Source organism: Promicromonospora sp. NPDC019610 (assembly GCF_044389365.1).
Taxonomy (GTDB): domain Bacteria; phylum Actinomycetota; class Actinomycetes; order Actinomycetales; family Cellulomonadaceae; genus Promicromonospora.
Window position 1 is genome coordinate 449,851 of record NZ_JBIRXX010000001.1, and the last position, 16,437, is coordinate 466,287.

At 74.4% G+C, this 16,437-nt stretch carries 14 protein-coding genes; 5 read left to right on the plus strand and 9 right to left on the minus strand.

Annotation, left to right across the window (positions count from 1 at the left end; translation table 11 throughout):
- Positions 1 to 5 precede the first annotated feature (5 nt).
- The 3 genes from ACH45N_RS01970 to ACH45N_RS01980 all read right to left on the minus strand — a co-directional run bounded on the left by ACH45N_RS01970 (position 6) and on the right by ACH45N_RS01980 (position 5,620).
- Positions 6 to 2,204, minus strand: a complete 2,199-nt coding sequence (locus tag ACH45N_RS01970) for a SpoIIE family protein phosphatase (protein ID WP_397390643.1) — start codon at positions 2,202 to 2,204, stop codon at positions 6 to 8.
- Positions 2,205 to 2,294: 90 nt separating this feature from the next.
- Positions 2,295 to 5,315, minus strand: a complete 3,021-nt coding sequence (locus ACH45N_RS01975; protein ID WP_397390645.1) for an AAA family ATPase — start codon at positions 5,313 to 5,315, stop codon at positions 2,295 to 2,297.
- A gap of 95 nt (positions 5,316 to 5,410) precedes the next feature.
- Positions 5,411 to 5,620, minus strand: coding sequence for a hypothetical protein (locus tag ACH45N_RS01980; protein WP_397390647.1), 210 nt, complete (start codon positions 5,618 to 5,620; stop codon positions 5,411 to 5,413).
- A 344-nt stretch (positions 5,621 to 5,964) separates the two neighbouring features.
- Between ACH45N_RS01980 and ACH45N_RS01985 the strand changes: the two genes are divergently transcribed.
- The 5 genes from ACH45N_RS01985 to ACH45N_RS02005 all read left to right on the plus strand — a co-directional run bounded on the left by ACH45N_RS01985 (position 5,965) and on the right by ACH45N_RS02005 (position 11,140).
- Positions 5,965 to 6,672, plus strand: a complete 708-nt coding sequence (locus ACH45N_RS01985; protein ID WP_397390649.1) for a hypothetical protein — start codon at positions 5,965 to 5,967, stop codon at positions 6,670 to 6,672.
- A gap of 187 nt (positions 6,673 to 6,859) precedes the next feature.
- Positions 6,860 to 7,231: a YciI family protein gene (locus tag ACH45N_RS01990; protein WP_397390651.1), complete on the plus strand. Its 372-nt coding sequence runs from the start codon at positions 6,860 to 6,862 to the stop codon at positions 7,229 to 7,231.
- Entirely contained in the window at positions 7,219 to 8,580 is a 1,362-nt protein-coding gene (locus ACH45N_RS01995; RefSeq protein WP_397390653.1) for a DUF6596 domain-containing protein, read from the plus strand. Before ACH45N_RS01990 ends, ACH45N_RS01995 begins: the two co-directional genes overlap by 13 nt.
- A gap of 116 nt (positions 8,581 to 8,696) precedes the next feature.
- Positions 8,697 to 8,882: a hypothetical protein gene (locus ACH45N_RS02000; protein WP_397390655.1), complete on the plus strand. Its 186-nt coding sequence runs from the start codon at positions 8,697 to 8,699 to the stop codon at positions 8,880 to 8,882.
- A gap of 239 nt (positions 8,883 to 9,121) precedes the next feature.
- Entirely contained in the window at positions 9,122 to 11,140 is a 2,019-nt protein-coding gene (locus ACH45N_RS02005; protein WP_397390657.1) for a penicillin-binding transpeptidase domain-containing protein, read from the plus strand.
- Between the two features lie 147 nt (positions 11,141 to 11,287).
- Here ACH45N_RS02005 and ACH45N_RS02010 read toward each other — a convergent pair whose 3' ends face one another.
- From ACH45N_RS02010 to ACH45N_RS02035, 6 genes are all read right to left on the minus strand, one after another.
- Positions 11,288 to 11,755, minus strand: coding sequence for a hypothetical protein (locus ACH45N_RS02010; protein WP_397390659.1), 468 nt, complete (start codon positions 11,753 to 11,755; stop codon positions 11,288 to 11,290).
- Positions 11,756 to 11,922: 167 nt separating this feature from the next.
- Positions 11,923 to 12,273, minus strand: coding sequence for an SHOCT domain-containing protein (locus ACH45N_RS02015; RefSeq protein WP_397390661.1), 351 nt, complete (start codon positions 12,271 to 12,273; stop codon positions 11,923 to 11,925).
- A gap of 97 nt (positions 12,274 to 12,370) precedes the next feature.
- Positions 12,371 to 13,045, minus strand: a complete 675-nt coding sequence (locus ACH45N_RS02020; RefSeq protein WP_397390663.1) for a response regulator — start codon at positions 13,043 to 13,045, stop codon at positions 12,371 to 12,373.
- On the minus strand, positions 13,042 to 14,556 hold the full coding sequence (locus ACH45N_RS02025) for a sensor histidine kinase (protein WP_397390665.1): 1,515 nt from the start codon (positions 14,554 to 14,556) through the stop codon (positions 13,042 to 13,044). Before ACH45N_RS02025 ends, ACH45N_RS02020 begins: the two co-directional genes overlap by 4 nt.
- Positions 14,557 to 14,853: 297 nt before the next feature.
- On the minus strand, positions 14,854 to 16,089 hold the full coding sequence (locus ACH45N_RS02030) for an amidohydrolase (protein ID WP_397390667.1): 1,236 nt from the start codon (positions 16,087 to 16,089) through the stop codon (positions 14,854 to 14,856).
- 51 nt (positions 16,090 to 16,140) lie between these two features.
- A complete protein-coding gene (locus ACH45N_RS02035; RefSeq protein WP_397390669.1) occupies positions 16,141 to 16,437 on the minus strand; it encodes a DUF4287 domain-containing protein in 297 nt (98 codons plus the stop codon).

Sequence of the window (16,437 nt, forward strand, 5' to 3'; positions counted from 1 at the left end):
CAAGTTCACCCGAGGTCGAGCTCGAACCAGACCGTCTTGCCCGTCCGCCGGCCCTCCCGCGGCGGCCCGTGCCGGTGGCTCGGGCGGGGTGCCTCGCCGTGCCGGTCCACGCCCCACCGGGACGCGAGCCGTTCGAGGAACTGCACGCCGCGACCGCCGAACTCGGTCACCGCCGGGTCCCGCAGCTCGGGCTGCACGGTCGACGAGTCGCGCACCCCCACCCGCAGCCGGTCCAGGTCCACCTCGACCGTGGCGGTGAACGGCGCCTGCCCGTGGTCGACGGCGTTGGTCAGCACCTCCGACGTCAGCAGCATCACCGTGCGCCGCAGCGGCATCGGCACGCCGCAGCTCTCCAGCACGTCGTCGACCCAGATGCGGGCCGGGCCGACGTCCAGCAGCGACGGGGCCAGCTTGCGCTCCGCCGTGGCGGGGCGCCCGGGCGACGGCGGTCCCGACGGCGCCGCGGCCCGGACGCGGACGGCGAGCACGGCGACGTCGTCCCGCTGGTCGTCCGAGCCGAGGCGCCGCACGAGGGTGACCGGCAGCGCCGCGGTCGCCGTGTCGCCGAGCGCGCCGAGCGTCTTCTGCAAGCGGTTCAGCCACTGGTCGGGGGTGGTGCCGCGCTGCTCGGCGAGGCCGTCCGTGTACAGCAGGAGGGTGTCGCCGGGGCGCAGCGTCGTGACGTGGTCGGTGCGCTTCGACGTGGGCCGCACGCCGAGCATCATGTCCGGGAGCACCGAGAGGCGCTCGACCGTGCCGTCCTCGCGGAGCACGAGCGGCGGGGGGTGCCCCGCGGTGGACCAGGTGAGCTGGTACGCGCCGCCGACCCGCTCCAGCCGGGCCACCACGGCGGTCCCGCTGGCGAGCAGCCCCAGCCCGGAGTTGGCCTTGTCCAGCAGGGACAGCAGGGCCGACGGCGACTCGTCGTGGCTCCACGCGAACGCGCGCAGCAGCGACCTGAGCTGGCCCATCTTCGCCGCGGCGCGCATGTCGTGGCCGGTCACGTCGCCGATCATGAACATCGTCGCGTCGTCGTCCACGGCGACGGCGTCGTACCAGTCGCCGCCGATCTGGTCGGAGCGCGTGGCGGGCGAGTAGGTCGCCGCCATGTCGAGGTGCGGCACCTCGGGCAGCCGGCTGAGCATCGCCCGCTGCAGGGTCTTCGCGGACTCGCGCCGCTCCTCCAGCAGGCGGGCCCGCTCCAGGGCGTGGCCCGTGTAGTGGGCGAGCCCGGTCTGCAGCGCGTAGGAGTCCTGGTCGGGTCCACGGTCGCGCTCCCAGGCCAGCATGATGACGGCGACGACGGCGCCGGCCGTGACGACGGGCAGGTACGCGCGGGCGCCGACCTCCGGGTCGCAGAACTCCTCCCGGCCCGGGAACGCCGAGAACATCTCCTCGCCGGTGCGGAAGAACAGGGGCCGGCCGGTGCGGGCCGCCTCGGCCAGGGGCCGCTGCTCGTCGAGCTTGGTCTGCCGGAGCCGCTGGGGGAACTGCGGCTCGGCGTGGACGAGGGACCGGTAGGTGATGCCGCGCCCGTCCGCGTCCGCGAGGGCGAACGCGCAGTACCGCGCGCCGATCCCCGCGGTGCCGACCTCCACGATGACCTCCTCGACCTGGTCCATCGTGTTGGCGTTCGCGAAGGCCTCGCTCAGGGAGAGCAGGAAGCGGCTGCGCCGGTTGGCCCGGACGGCGGTCTCCTGGATGCGGCGTGCGCGCTCGCGCTCGGCGCGCAGGCGCAGCTCGGCGGTGCAGGCCGCGGCGAGGTCGGCGAGGGAGTCCAGGTCGTCCTGCGACCACTCGCGGGGCTGGTCGTCCACGGCGCACAGCGCGCCGACGGCGCGTCCGCGCAGGTCGAAGACGGGATAACCGGCGAGGGCGACCAGGCCCATCTCCCGGACCAGGTAGTTGTCGCACAGCAGCGGGTCGGCGCGGGCGTCCACCGTGACGACCGGCTCGCCGCGGGCCGTGATGACGTTGGTCAGCGTGCCCGGGTGCTGCAGCAGCCGGTTGGACTGCATCGGCTCCGGCACCCCGGACGCGCCCGCGAGCACCTGGCCCTCCCGGACCACGAAATAGACGACGGCGGCCGGGACCCGCAGGTGCCGCCGCACGAGACGAGCAAACCGGTCAAAGGCCTCATCCGCTGTGGGAGCAGCGAGACCGACGTGCTCGAGGTCTCGCAGCGCCTGGAGGTCCGTCGGCATCCCATCAGTATTGCGAGAGAAGGACGCGTGCGCGACAGATGTACCGGATGTGTCCCTTTTGCGCCGGGCAGATATCCTACCCGTTCCCGGTCATACCTCCAGCAGACCGCGCTGGTGGGCGAGGCTCACCGCCTCCGCCCGGCCCGAGGCGCCGAGCTTGGCCAACAGGTTGGACACGTGCACGCTTACCGTCTTGGTCGAGATGAACAGCCGCTCGCCGATCTGCCGGTTGGACAGCCCCTGCGCGACCAGGCCGAGCACCTCCTCCTCGCGCTCCGTGAGCGTCGACGCCGTCGCGCGGCGGACCCCCGGCAGGTCGAGCCGCGCCCGCCGGGCGAGCGCCCGGACGGCATCGGCCAGGGGCTGCGCGCCCATGTCCTCCGCGGCGGAGAGCGCCTCGGCCGCCTCGACCTCTGCGGCCTGCCGCTCACCGGCGCCGAGCAGGGCCTCGGCCCACCGGTAGCGCGAGCGCGCCACCTCGTAGCGGTACCCGAAGTCGAAGGCGTTCACGGTGTCCTGCCAGCTCGCGGCGGCCTCCCGCCACAGGTCCGCGGTCGCCCGCTCGCCGCTGTCGACACCCGCGGTGCTGCTCACGATCGCGTGCAGCCGGGCGTTCTCGGCGGCCGCCCGCTGGAGCCAGGCCCGGCCCTCGGGGCCGAGCACTCCGCCGCGCGGACGTCCGCGCTGCGCCGTCTCGCGGGCGATCGCGAGGAGCGAGTCCCCGCTGTCGAGGCGTTCGGCCGCACGCGCCTCCACGGCGGTGGCGGCGGCCGAGCCGGGGGCGCCCGCGCGGCCTGCGGACCGGTCGGCCTGCGCCGCGTCGGCCAGGGCTGCGATCGCCAGCGCGGACAGCCAGATCCGGCCGAGGAACACCTCGGTCCACACCTCGCCCAGGTGGTCGGTGATCCGCACGGCCAGCGCCGCGGCGTCGTCGTACCGGCCTGCCCAGGTCAGGGCGTCGACCAGGCTGCCGCCGCCGATCAGCGCGATCTGGCCGTCGCTCTGCCAGTGGTCGAAGAGGGCCTCGCCGCGCGGGATGGCGTCGGCGTCGCCGCGCGCCACCGCCGCGTACATCTGGGTGGCCTCCAGCACGTGCTGGTGCGTGGCCGGCACCCCGCCCGCGGGCCGCGGCGACAGGTCGCCGCGGAAGTAGAGCATGACCTCCTGCAGGATCCGGAGATTGACGGTCGGGGTGCTCCAGGCCAGCCCGAGCTCCTCGGCCCGGGCGAGCGCGTGCTCCACCCGCTGCTGGGCGGCCTCGAGCTCGCCCGCGTAGAACCGGTTGGCCGTGGCGTTGTAGAGCGTGCGCATCTCCGTGAGCACGTCGCCGGCCTCGGTCGCCGCCGTACGGGCCTCGTCGAGGAGCGCCGCCGCCCGGTCCGGGTCGGCCACGTCGAGCACGGCGAGGGTCGAGAGCGCCGCGGCGAGGGCGCCGGGCTGCCCGACGGACCGCGCCTCCTCGATGGCGCACTCGGCGTGCCCGCGGGCGTCGTCGTCCAGGTCGATGATCATCGTGACCCGCGCCAGCAGCGCGTTGGTCCAGATCCGCTCCGGGCTGCGCTCCGGCAGCATCTCGAGGGCCGTGCGGAGGTCCTCGATCGCCGCCTCGACCTGGCCGGGTACCTCGTCCCAGGTGGGCAGGTCGAGGTACCGGTGCACGAGCACGTGCCGCAGCCCGGCCCGGCGCACGGGGTCGGCGGTCCCGTCGACCGCGCGCTGCGTCAGCTTGACCGCGCGCATCGGGTCGCCGGCGCGTGCGGCGGCCTCGCCCGCCGCGACCGCGACATCCACCCGGTCGCGGCCGATCCGCTCCTCGGCGTCCGGTACGGACTCCCACAGGGCGAGCACCTGCTCCCAGTGCCTGAGCTCCTCCTCGGGGGCGAGCAGCCGGCGCGCCCGCAGGGCGGCATCGCGCGACGCGGTCAGCGCCGCGGGCAGGTCGTGGCCCTCGTAGGCGTGGTGGGCGCGTTCGGCCGCGCTGCCGATCGGCATGCCGTCGGGCCCGTCCTGCTCGATCACCGCGAGGTAGGCGCGGTGGAGGGACGACCGCTCGCCGGGCAGCAGGTCGGCGTACAGGGCCTCCGCGAGCAGCGCGTGCCGGAACTCCAGGTGGACGCCGGACACGACGAGCACCTGCTGGGTGACGGCCTCGCGCAGCGCGGCGTCGACGTCGTGCGCGCCCCACCGGGCGGCCGCGGCCCGCAGCAGCTCCTCGCGCACGCGGCGTCCGGCGACCGACGCGATGCGCAGCACCTGCTGCACCTCGGGGTCCAGCCGTTCCAGCCGGGTACGGAGCACCTCGGTGAGCGTCCAGGGCAGGCTGGCGGAGTCCGGCCCGGCGTCCAGGAGCTCCTCCGCGAAGAAGGCGTTGCCCTCGGACCGGTCCAGCACGTCGGCGAACCCGGCGGCGGGCAGGGGCCGGCCGGCCAGGGCGGTGGTGAACTCGCGCAGCTCGTCCTCGGTGAAGGGCTGCAGGTCGATCCGCTCCACGTGCTCCAGCCGGGACAGCTCGGCGAGCAGCGGGCGCAGCGGGTGCCGGCGGTCGACGTCGTCCGCCCGGTAGGTGACCACGAGCAGGACGTTCTCGGAGCGGGCGCGGGCGGCGAGGAACCGCAGCACGTCGCGCGTCGACGCGTCGGCCCAGTGCGCGTCCTCGACGACGAGCACGAGCGGGCGCTCCGGTGCGCCGGCGACCGCCAGGCTGCGCGCGATGCCCTCGAAGAGCTGGAGCCGCTCGTCGTGGTCGGCGTCGGCGCTGCTGCCGGGCTCCAGGAGCCGCCACAGCGCGGGTCGCTCGGCGACGAGCTCGGTGACCCGCGCGGCCGCGTCGGGCCCCGCGGCCCCGGCCTGCAGCTGGGTGAGTGCCTCCGTGAACGGGAGGTAGGGGATGCCGACCTGGCCCAGGTCGACGCAGTGCACGACGACGGCGCTGGCTCCCGCCTGCTCCGCCGCCTGTGCGACGTGACCGATCAGGCGGGTCTTGCCCACCCCGGCGTCGCCGCCCACGAGCACGAGGCCCGGCCGGCCGGCCGAGGCGCGACCCACCGCCAGCAGGAGAGAGGCAACCGGCTCCTGCCGGGAGACCAGGGGGATCGTCGTAGACCGTCGCACCTGCACATCGTGCCACCGGTCACTGACAATCCCCCTGGCCTGGTCTTTCTCCGGTTCCTTCGAGCCGGCGCCCACGGCATTGGCGCGCACCGTCGTCACGCGAACAGGCCGTGCCGCTTGGCGGGTGCGGGGCGCATGCCCGCGATGCCCTTCCTGATCTGTTCCGTGCGGTTCGCACGTGCGGCGCGCCGCTCCAGGCGGGCCGCTCGGTCCGCCGCGGTCGGCCGCGTGCTGCGCCAGGCGTTCTTGGCCTGGACCTGCCGGTACTCGATCTCCGCGTCCACCGCGGGTCCCCACAACGACATGATGTCCTCCGATGTCCCCGGCGGGCCGTGTGCCCGTCCGGCTGATGAGGAAGACACTCGTCCTGAGTCGTGGGGCAGCGGATCGGACGGTCGGCCAGTCCTGACCGGCGGGGTACCTCAGCGCGGCGTCTGAGGTACCCCCGCGCCGGCCTGAGGTGGCTCTGAGGTGCCTTGGTGCACCTCAACCACCAGCACGCTCCTCGCCGGACCTCAAGATGCCCTGCGGGCCGGGCGGCGAGACACTGGGCGGGCGAGATTCAGGGAGTTCACAGCCCCACTATTGCGATCTACGTCACAGCGGACGCACACTGGAACTAGCAGCGGACCCAATTCGGGGGTGGATCGTGACCGGAACCGAAGCTGGAACGTACGACATCTTGCCCATGCTGGGCCGTGGGAAGCACCGCAACCCCAAGAAGGGCGCGTGCTTCATGGAGCTCGCCTCCTTCCTCGCAGGCGAGAAGTGGAGCGACCATCCAGCCTGCACGCACCCGCTCATCGCGATGCTGGCGCGCGCGGTGAACGACCTGACGGCGGACCACGCCCGCCCGCAGCTCGCACCGCTCATCCCGTCGGTCATCGGCCTGACCAGCACTGACCCGCGCTGGGACGTGCGGATCGCGTTGCGCGCCGCACAGACGGCGCTGCCGGTCTCGCCCGCGGACCGGCAGCAGACGCTCGCCGTCGCCGTCCTCGGGTCGGAGCGCATGCTCGACGTCCTGGAGGACCGTCCGGCAGGCACCCTCGCACCGGAGAGCAAGGACGCGCTGGCGGCCGTACCGAAGACGGCGGCCTGGGCCGAGCGCTTCTGCGCCGGCACCAGCGTGCGCCCCAAGAGGTTCGTCCGGGACGCCGCGCCGAGCGTGGTCTCCACGGCGGTGCAGGGCATCTCGGAGGCGTTCGTGCCCGACGTCGACGCGCGCCTGAGGGACCTGCTCGCAGCAACTATCGCCGATGCGCGCCGCTGGGCCGGGAACGCGGACGACGACGCCCGCACGCTCGACCCGCTGGCGTGGGGCCCGGTGGTCAAGGCGGCTCCGACAACTGCCTGACACACCTGGCCGGACAGGGGGAACCGGGTCGGGGCGCACCAGGGGGCGCCCCGACCCGAGTCATGTCCGGGCGGGCTCGCCGCGCCGGCGGAGCAGCTCCGCCACAGATCGTGCCGGGATCCTGTCGATCGGGCCGCGGTGAGATCGTCACCACCGTGTCAGACAGGCCCGACCGGAGGACAGAACCATGCGATACACGATCCTGCTGCACTACCCGGAGATGACGCCCGCTGAGCTCGGGCCCGGCGGCTGGGAAGCGGGCGAGCGCGAGTTCCAGGCCTACGCGACGGCGCTGGACCAGGCGGGGGTGCTGCTCTCCGCGGAGGTGCTCCAGCCGTCGTCGTCCACGACCACCGTCGCCGTGCGCGACGGCGAGCTGCGGGTCCAGGACGGCCCCTTCGCCGACACGAAGGAGCAGCTCGGCGGCACCTTCGTCGTCGACGTACCGGACCTCGACGCCGCGCTCGCCTGGGCGCAGAAGGCGCCGTCGGTCCAGTGGGGCACGGTGGAGGTGCGCCCCAGCGCCACCCACTACGAGAACGGCGCGTGGACGCGCTGACCGACCACGCGGACGCTCGGGCCGTCGCCGAGGCGGCGGCCCGCACGTCGTACGGCCGCCTGCTGGCTCTGCTCGCCGCCCGCGACGGCGACATCCAGCGTGCGGAGGACGCCCTCGGCGAGGCCTTCGAGCGCGCCCTGCGGCACTGGCCCGACGACGGCGTGCCGCACAACCCCGACGGCTGGCTCCTCACCGTGGCCCGCAACCGGCTGCGCGACCTGTACCGCTCCGCCGCCCACCGCACGACCGCGCCGCCTGACGCCGGACCCGAGCCCACCGCGCCGCCCGAGGACGTCGACCCCGACGCGATCGGGGACCGCCGGCTGGAGCTCATGTTCGTCTGCGCCCACCCCGCGGTCGAGGCGGGCATCCGCACCCCGCTGATGCTGCAGACCGTGCTCGGCGTGGAGGCCACCGACATCGCGGCGGCGTTCGCCGTCCCCGCGCCCACGATGGCGCAGCGCCTGGTCCGGGCCAAGCGCCGTATCCGGGACGCGCGCATCCCGTTCCGCATCCCCGGCCGCGACGAGGTGCCCGGCCGCCTGCCGCCCGTGCTGGAGGCGGTGTACGGCGCGTACGCCATCGACTGGCGCGGCGCCGCGCCCGAGGTGCGCGGATCCCTCACCGGCGACGCGCTCACGCTGGCCCTGCTCCTCGCCGACCTGCTGCCCGAGCCCGAGGTGCTCGGCCTGGCCGCCCTGCTCTGCTTCTCGCAGGCTCGTGCCGGCGCGCGCGAGGTCGACGGGGCCTTCGTGCCGCTCGACGAGCAGGACGTCGCCCGCTGGGACGCCGGCCTGATCGAGCGCGGCGAGGCGCTGCTGCGGCGGTCGCTCGCCGGCCCGGGACGGCCCGTCCACCCCGCTTCCTCTGCCGAGCAGTCCGCCGAGCCGCCCGCCGGGCAGCCCGCCGAGCCGCCCGCCGGGCAGCCCGCCGAGCCGCCCGTCGGGCCGCCCGGCCGGTTCCGCCTCGAGGCCGCGATCCAGTCCGTGCACTGCGCGCGGGCGCGCACCGGCCGTACCGACTGGCCCGCGCTCGTCACGCTGCACCGTGCCCTGCTGCGAGTCGCTCCGACGCTCGGCGGGCGGGTGGCGCTCGCGGCCGTCGTCGCCCGGGTCGACGGCGCGCCCGCGGGGCTGGCCGCGCTGGACGAGGTCGCGGCGGCGGAGCCGGCGGCGGGCCGGTTCCAGCCGTTGTGGGCGACCCGCGCGCACCTCCTGGCCGAGGCCGGTGACGCCGACGCCGCCCGGGCCGCCTACGACAAGGTCCGCTCGCTCACGACGGACCCGGCCCTGCGGGAGTTCCTGGCGCTGCGGAGCGCCGCCGTCGCGCAGGGTCACCGGGTGAGATGAGCCACCCCGGTCCCGAAACCCGGGTCCACGCCTCCCTACCAACGAAGCGAGCTCCTGGTTCGTCCTTGTTCCACGAGGGGCGCCCATTCGAGGGGGCCTGAGAACGGGGACCGACCATGACGACCAGCACAGCGATGATCACCGGCAAGGATGTCGCGGCGGTCGAGCGCGATCTGCGGCGCATGGAGCTGCTCAACCGACGCGAGCACAGGATCCGCGCGGCCGGCCGTTCGGCCCCGATGATGTCCTACCTCACGCTCGCCACGCGCGCACGGGACCGCAGGCGGTACGCGGACGCGTGATGTCGGAGGGCGGGGCCGCAGATCCAGGGGGTTCGGCGGCCCTGCCTCATTTCACCCAGGAATTTACACGGAGCGATCCTGACCTGCCCCTTAGGCTCCTTGGCATGAGCGGACACCCTTCACCTCATCTGCCAGCGGACGGTCATGCGCCCGTCCCGCCCCCGCCAGGTGGGTACGACTCGGTGCCTCCGGCCGGCGGACCTCCTCCGCAGCCGCCGACGTCGGTACCGGTCGGCACGGTGCCCGGACCGCCTCCGCCCGGTGTCCCGGTCACCGGCGGCCAGCCCCCGGTCCCGCCCCGGAAGAACCGGCGGCAGGCCCTGATCATCGCCGTCGCGGTGGTCCTGCTCCTCGCGGCCGGCGCGGGGGTCTGGTACCTGATGCGGCCGGCGCCGATCCCCGACCCGGAGGCCGCCGCGGAGGAGCTCGCGGCCGCGCTCCAGGCGGGTACGCCCGCCGACTTCCCGCTGACCATGGAGACGTCCGCGTCACCCGACGAGCAGTACGCCTCGGTGTTCGAGCAGCTCGTGGCCGCCGTCGGCGAGGACGCCGGCACCGTGGCGGTCAAGAGCGTGACCCCGCTCGAGGAGGGCGCCGGCGGCACCGCGACCGCGACCGCGACGCTCGCCTGGACCTGGCCCGTGGCGACCGAGGAGGCCTGGGAGTACGAGACGGTCGTGGAGCTCACCTACCCGGGGCCGGCCGACGGCGAGGCCGGCGACTGGGAGGCCGCCTGGAACCTCGACGTGCTCGTGCCGGGCCTGGAGGCGGGTGAGCGGCTCGCGGTCGAGCGCACCGAGCCGGTGCGCGGCGACATCGTGACCACGAGCGGCGAGACGATCGTGGGGCTGACTCCCGTGCACCGCGTGGGCATCGACAAGACCCGCCCGGGCTGGGACACGGCCGCCGCCCAGCTCGGCGCCGTGCTGGGCTTCGACCAGGCGACGACCGACGACATCGCGGGGCAGGTCGAGGCCGCGGGCGACAAGGCGTTCGTCGACGTCATCACCATCCGCGACAACGACCCGGAGTACGACTTCAACGCGGCGATGGCGATCCCCGGCGTCGTCGGGATCCCGGACGAGATCCCGCTCGCTCGGGACCGTGACTTCGCCCGCGCGCTGCTCGGCACGGTCGGCGAGGCGACCCAGGAGATCGTCGACGAGTCGAAGGGCACCATCAAGGCCGGCGACATGGTGGGTCTGTCCGGCGTGCAGGCGGCGTACGACGAGCAGCTGCGCGGCGTGCCCGGCCTGGCGGTGACCATCGAGCCCGTCGACGACGCGGCGGGCGGCGAGAGCCGCGAGGCCTTCACGATCGAGAAGAAGGACGGCGAGCCCGTGGCGATCTCGCTCGATCCGGAGACGCAGCTGCGCGCCCAGGCCGCGCTCGCCGACTTCGGGGACCTGGCGAGCGCGATCGTCGCGATCAAGCCGTCCACCGGTGAGGTGCTCGCGGCGGCGTCCGGCCCGGGATCGGAGGGGTTCAACACCGCGACCCTGGGGCAGTACCCGCCGGGTTCCACCTTCAAGATCGCGACGTCGCTCGCGATGCTCCGCGCCGGGACGACGCCGGACTCGACGCTGCCCTGCACCGCCACGATCAACGTGGAGGGCCGCGAGTTCCAGAACGTGCCTGGCTACCCCCAGTCCGCGATGGGCGACGCCGTGCCGTTCCGGACCGTGTTCGCGAACTCGTGCAACACCGCCTTCATCTCGCAGCACCAGGCGATCTCGCAGCAGCAGCTGCACGACGCCGCGGCGTCGCTCGGCCTGGGCGCCGAGCACACGGTGTCCTTCGGCGGTGCGGCGGCGTTCGGCGACGTGCCGACCGAGGCCTCGGGCACGGAGCACGCGGCGTCGATGATCGGCCAGGGTCAGGTGCTGGCCACGCCGCTCGCGATGGCGACCGTCGCGGCGAGCGTCTCCGCCGGCCACACCGTGTCCCCGTGGCTCGTCGAGCCGACGGGCAAGGAGGCGGACGCCGAGCCGGCGGGCGACCTGACCGCGGACGAGGCGGCCACCCTGCGCGACCTCATGGGTGGCGTGGTGCAGGAGGGTTCGGCCGAGCTGCTGCAGGACGTCCCCGGGATCGTCGGCGCCAAGACGGGCACCGCCCAGTTCGGTGACGGCACCAAGGCGCACGTCTGGATGCTCGCGATCGCGAACGACCTGGCGGCGGTCGTGTTCATCGAGGAGGGCGAGCTCGGCTCGACCACCGCCGGCCCGGTGATGCACGAGTTCCTCAAGGGGAGCTGATCCCCGGCCGGGACGAGCACGAACGGCGACGAGCGTGAACGACGGAGCGCCTGTCCGAGGGTCCCGGCGATGCCGGGGCGGGTCGGGCAGGCGCTCCGCCGTACGGCGTCGTGCCGGGGCCGGCACGCGGCCGGAGCAGGTGGGCGGTCAGCCCTTGAAGCCGGCCTCGGTGCACGTGGCCTTGTAGGACTCGATGGCGCTGCCGATCGCCGCCGGGCGGGCGATCGAGCCGCCGAGCGCCTGGTCGAACGGGGCACGCACGGCCTCGAGGTGGGCGATGCTGACCTCGTCCGCCTTGCCGATGATCAGGCCGATGTTGGTGCTCACCTTCGTGGCGGTACCGGTCTGGTCCTCGTTGAGCGGGGAGGCGACGTCCATCGCCGCAGCCTGGATGCTCGCCACGAGCGGCCCGGCAAAGAACGCGTTGCACGTCTCGACGATGTCGTACTCGCCGGTGCTGATGGGAGCCTCGACGACGGGGGACGGCGCGGCCTGCTGCACCTCCTCGCCGGACGGCGTGAAGTCGCTGGCCATGTCCTCGAGAGCCGAGCATCCGGACAGCAGAAGTGCACTGGCGACCACTGCCACGGCCGCCCAGTTCTTGCTGGTGCTCACGATCTACATCCCTCACGTCATCGGGTCAGAAAAGTGCGGTTCGGCCGCACTCGCCCGCGAGTCTAGCGCCACGGCCGCCACCGAAGGCCAGTGGTTCCGTGGGGGAACGTCGGACGCCCAGGCCACGGGAGCGGCCTGAGCGTCCGACAGGTGGTGCGGGGCAGCGGTCAGCGCCCGTCGTCCGCCGGGGGCTGGTCCTGCGGCCCGGGGGTCGCGGGCGGCGTGGGTTCCCCCGAGCGGAGCACGGCGAGCCGGGAGCGGTACTCGGCCTCGTCGATCTCGCCGCGGGCGAAGCGGTGACCGAGGAGCGTCACCGGGTCGGCCCCGGCCGCCGTGTGCGCCGCCCACGGGCCGCCCCACCCGCCGCGTGCGCCGCGGCGGGCCCGACGCGCGATCAGGAAGACCACGGTCGCGAACAGCAGGAACCACAGCAGCGGGAAGATGAAGAAGAACGGGCCGGGTCCGCCCCAGCCGTACTGCGGCCCGTGTGCGAGGACCTCTGTCGTCGCGGTGAGCATGTCGACCTCCAGCAGTCGGTTCGGCCGGTCGTTCCGGCCACACCACCAGGCTGCCGCCGTCCGGCGCCGGGGGCGTCAGCCCGGCGTACCTGCCCGGCTACCCCTCTGGTGCCGCCCACCCCGGCCGGACCAACCCCGCCTCGTACGCCAGCACCACGAGCTGCGCACGGTCGCGTGAACCGGTCTTCATGAGCACCCGGGAGACGTGCGTCTTCACGGTCGACTCCGACAGGTACAGCCGGCCCGCGATCTCGTCGTTGGCGAGGCCGCCCGCCACCTCGACGAGCACCTCGCGCTCCCGCGGCGTGAGGTCGGCGAGCGCCGGCACCGGACGCACGGTCCGGGTCGCGTCGGCGACCTTGGCCAGCAGGCGCCGCGTCACCGTGGGCGAGAGCAGCGCGTTGCCCGACGCCGCGACCCGCACCGCGCGGACCAGCTCCGCCGGCTCGGTGTCCTTGACCAGGAACCCGGACGCCCCGGCGCGGATCGCATCGGTCACGTACTCGTCGAGCTCGAACGTCGTCACCACCACCACGTGCACGCCTGCCGCGCGGGGCTCCGCGATGATCCGGCGGGTCGCCTCCAGCCCGTCCAGGCCGGGCATGCGGATGTCCATGAGCACCACCTGGGGCAGGTGCTCCAGGGTGAGCGCGACGGCGTCGTCGCCGGTCGCGGCCTGGGCGACGACGCGCATGTCGTCCTCGGAGTCGATGAGGGCGCGGAACCCGCCGCGCACCAGGGCCTGGTCGTCGGCGAGCAGGACGTCGATCATGCGGTGTCTCCGGTCTCGGGTGCGTCGGGTGGTGCGGCGTCGTCGGGTGGTGCGGCGTCGTCGGGCGGTGCGGCGGCGTCCGGCGGGGTGGTCCCCGGGCGCGGTGTCCCGGTCCGCCGGGCGACCGGGAGGCTGGCCCGGACCTCCCAGCCGGATCCGCCCGCGCGGGGGCCGGCGGTCAGGGTGCCGCCCGCGCCCTCGACGCGCTCGCGCATCCCGACCAGCCCGTAGCCGGCCACGACGGGTTCCGCGCCGACACGGCCGCCGTCGTCGGACACCGTGACCTCGACGACCTCGCCCCTGGTCACGCGCAGCGTGACCCGGCGGGCGGACGGCGCGTGCCGCCGCACGTTGGTCAGCGACTCCTGGACCACCCGGTGCACGACGCCGGCGACGTGGTCGGGCAGGTCGTCCACGTCGGTGAGCTCGACGGTGACGTCGAGGCCGTCGGCGCGGGCCTGGTCGGCCAGCCGGCGCAGGCCGGTGAGGTCCCAGGTGGGGGTGAGGGGTGCGACGTCGTCCCACCGCGGTTCCGTCGCGGTGGGCGGGCCGGCGGGGAGCCGGGCGGCGCCGTCGGCCGGGCCCGGGGGCTGCGTTCCCGAAGTGGACGGGGACGTCCCTTCGCGGACGATCCCGAGCACCGTGCGCACCTCGGCGAGCGCGTCCTTGCTGGTGTCGCGGATGTTGGTGAGCGCCTCGCGGGCCTGGCCGGGGTTCCGGTCGATCAGGTGCAGGCCCACGCCGGCCTGGACGTTGATCGCGGACAGGGAGTGGGCGAGCACGTCGTGCAGCTCACGCGCGATGCGCAGGCGTTCCGAGGCGACGGCGGTGCGCTCGCGTTCGGCGGCCGTCTCCAGGGCCGCCGCGCGGGCGGCGGCCCGGCGCGCGATCCGGTCCCGCGCGCCGCTCGCGATCAGCAGCACGACCGTGAGCCAGGCCGCCCCGGCGACGAGCGCCCCCGTGGTGAGGAACCACGAGCCGTCCGCGCTGTCCCAGCCCGGGCCGTGGTAGCCCGGCGGACCCCAGGTGCGGTCGGGCTTGACCGGGTTGTCGGTCAGGAACCGTTGGAGGCGCGGCACGAGCAGCGTGGCGGCGACCCCCACCCCGCCGGCGAGCAGGGCGGCCCCGGACCATGCGACCAGCCGGGCCCGGCGCACCTCGCCGCTGAGCATGACGCCGGCCAGCACCGCGGCCGGGCCGAGGAACCCCGGCCCCCAGGGGTACCCGGCCAGCAGGAACACGAGCGTGGCGGCGACGGACAGCACAGTCGCGAGGGCGGGACGGCGCGGCAGCAGGAGCACCAGCGCCGCGGGCGACACCAGCAGCAGGAGCACCCCGGCGAGGTCGAGGTCCGTGGCCCACGACTGGCCGCGCGAGGCGCCGAACGAGCCCAGGACGGAGGCGACCGCGACGGCGGCGCCCACGAGCACGCGCGGCCGGAGGCGGTCGAACGGCGCCGTGACGGGCGGGTCCGCGAGGGTGGCGGGGTTCGGACGGATGGTGCCCAGCATGCTCGCACGCTACGCCGGGCCGGGGTCGGCCGCGTCGCACCGCGGTGCCGCCGCGTGTCCACCCCGGGTACCACCCGGCGCGGGTGATCGGCAGTACGAGGAGCGGTCGGGGGGGAGTGCGGGGGGGGGGGGGCCCGGGGACGCGCACCCCACGAAATAGCCCGACGCCATCCCCGTGGGGCCGCGGGGGTGGTGCCGAGCGGGGGGGGCTTTTGTGGTGGGGGCGCCCCCCCGCTCCCCCCCCCCCCTAACCTCCCCCCCGACCGCTTCCCCTTGCTGCCGATCAGGTACTGCCGATCAGGCGAAGCGGGCTGTGCGCTCCACCACGCGGCCGGCGCCGCGCCCGGCGTCGGCGGCCGGGTCCCAGGTGTAGACCTCGGTGCCGGTGATGAAGACGCGCTCGGCGCGCTGGTCGGTGTCGAGCGGGTCGCCCGACCAGAGCACGACGTCGCCGTCGAGCCCCTCGGTGATCGACCCCACGCGGACGTCGAGCCCGAGGAACGACGCCGGGTTGGTGGTGATGGCGGCCAGCGCGGTCTCGCGGGGGAGCCCGTCCCGCGCGGCGAAGGACGCCTGGTGCACCAGGAAGTTGATCGGGATGACGGGGTGGTCGGTCGTGATCGCGACGCGCACGCCGGCCGCCGCCATGGCGGCGATGTTCCGGTTCGCCCGGTGCCGCACCTCGACCTTGGACCGCGAGACGAACATGGGGCCGTAGATCACCGGGATGTCCTTCTCGGCGAGGACGTCGGCGATCAGGTGGCCCTCGGTGCCGTGGTTGATGACGAGCCGGTAGCCGAACTCCTCCGACAGGCGGATCGCCGTGGCGATGTCGTCGGCGCGGTGCGTGTGCTGGTCCCAGGCGAGCTCGCCGGCGAGCACGCGGGCCAGGGTCTCCTTGCCGAGGTCGCGCTCGAAGGGCTTGCCCTCCTCCGCCGCGGCGTCCCGCTTCGCGGCGTAGTTCTGGGCGTCGACAAACGCCTTGCGGATCACGTTCGCGACGCCGAGGCGGGTCGACGGGAGCTGCTTCTTGTCCCCGTACACGCGCTTCGGGTTCTCGCCGAGGGCGCTCTTGACCGACACCGAGTCGCTGATGACCTGCTCGTCGATCGTGCGGCCGCCCCAGGTCTTGATCGCGACGGTCTGGCCGCCGATCGGGTTGCCCGAGCCCGGCTTGATGACCGCCGTCGTCACACCGCCGGCCAGGGCGTCGCGGAAGCCCTCCTCGTCGATCTGGACGGCGTCGATCGCCCGCAGGGCGGACCCGTTCGGGTCCGTCATCTCGTTGGTGTCGTTGCCGGCCCAGCCCTCGCCCTCCTCGTGGATGCCGATGTGGCCGTGCGCCTCGACGAAGCCGGGCAGGAGCCACTTGCCCTGGGCGTCGACGGTCTCGGTGCCCTCGGGCACGGCGACGTCGGTGCCGACGGCGGTGATCACGCCGTCCTGGATGAGGACCATGCCGTTCTCGATGGGCTCGGCGGCGACCGGGACCACGTAGGCGTTGGTGATGGCGATGCTGGAGCGCGTTGTCATGGGTACATCATTACCCAGGCTAACGAGGCCGCCGGAACGTGGGCAGTCCCGTCAGCCGGACGACGCCGGGTTGGTCGCCTTCCCGTCGAGCCACAGCGTGTCCGACGCGTCGCTGTGCGTGCCCGACGTGCCCACGTGCTTGGCGCTGATCTTCGGCCCCTTGGTGATCACGTGGACCATCGCCATCCCGTGTCCCCGGCCCAGGCCGTAGTCCTCCTTGAGCCACTCCAGGATCGGGCCCGCCTTGGTGGACGCGTCGAACCCACGCTCCTCGGCGAGCTTGATGAGCTCGCGCGGGGTGTGCCCGGTCTTCTCCTCGACGGCGTCGAGGTAGGCCTGAAATGACAT

Bases quoted from the DNA above. Each gene is read 5' to 3' on its own strand.
- ACH45N_RS01970 (WP_397390643.1), bottom strand. From the start codon at position 2,204: ATGCCGACGGACCTCCAGGCGCTGCGAGACCTCGAGCACGTCGGTCTC.
- ACH45N_RS02015 (WP_397390661.1), bottom strand. From the start codon at position 12,273: ATGCTCACCGCGACGACAGAGGTCCTCGCACACGGGCCGCAGTACGGC.
- ACH45N_RS02020 (WP_397390663.1), bottom strand. From the start codon at position 13,045: ATGATCGACGTCCTGCTCGCCGACGACCAGGCCCTGGTGCGCGGCGGG.
- ACH45N_RS01990 (WP_397390651.1), top strand. From the start codon at position 6,860: ATGCGATACACGATCCTGCTGCACTACCCGGAGATGACGCCCGCTGAG.
- ACH45N_RS02035 (WP_397390669.1), bottom strand. From the start codon at position 16,437: ATGTCATTTCAGGCCTACCTCGACGCCGTCGAGGAGAAGACCGGGCAC.
- ACH45N_RS02000 (WP_397390655.1), top strand. From the start codon at position 8,697: ATGACGACCAGCACAGCGATGATCACCGGCAAGGATGTCGCGGCGGTC.
- ACH45N_RS02030 (WP_397390667.1), bottom strand. From the start codon at position 16,089: ATGACAACGCGCTCCAGCATCGCCATCACCAACGCCTACGTGGTCCCG.
- ACH45N_RS01980 (WP_397390647.1), bottom strand. From the start codon at position 5,620: ATGTCGTTGTGGGGACCCGCGGTGGACGCGGAGATCGAGTACCGGCAG.
- ACH45N_RS02025 (WP_397390665.1), bottom strand. From the start codon at position 14,556: ATGCTGGGCACCATCCGTCCGAACCCCGCCACCCTCGCGGACCCGCCC.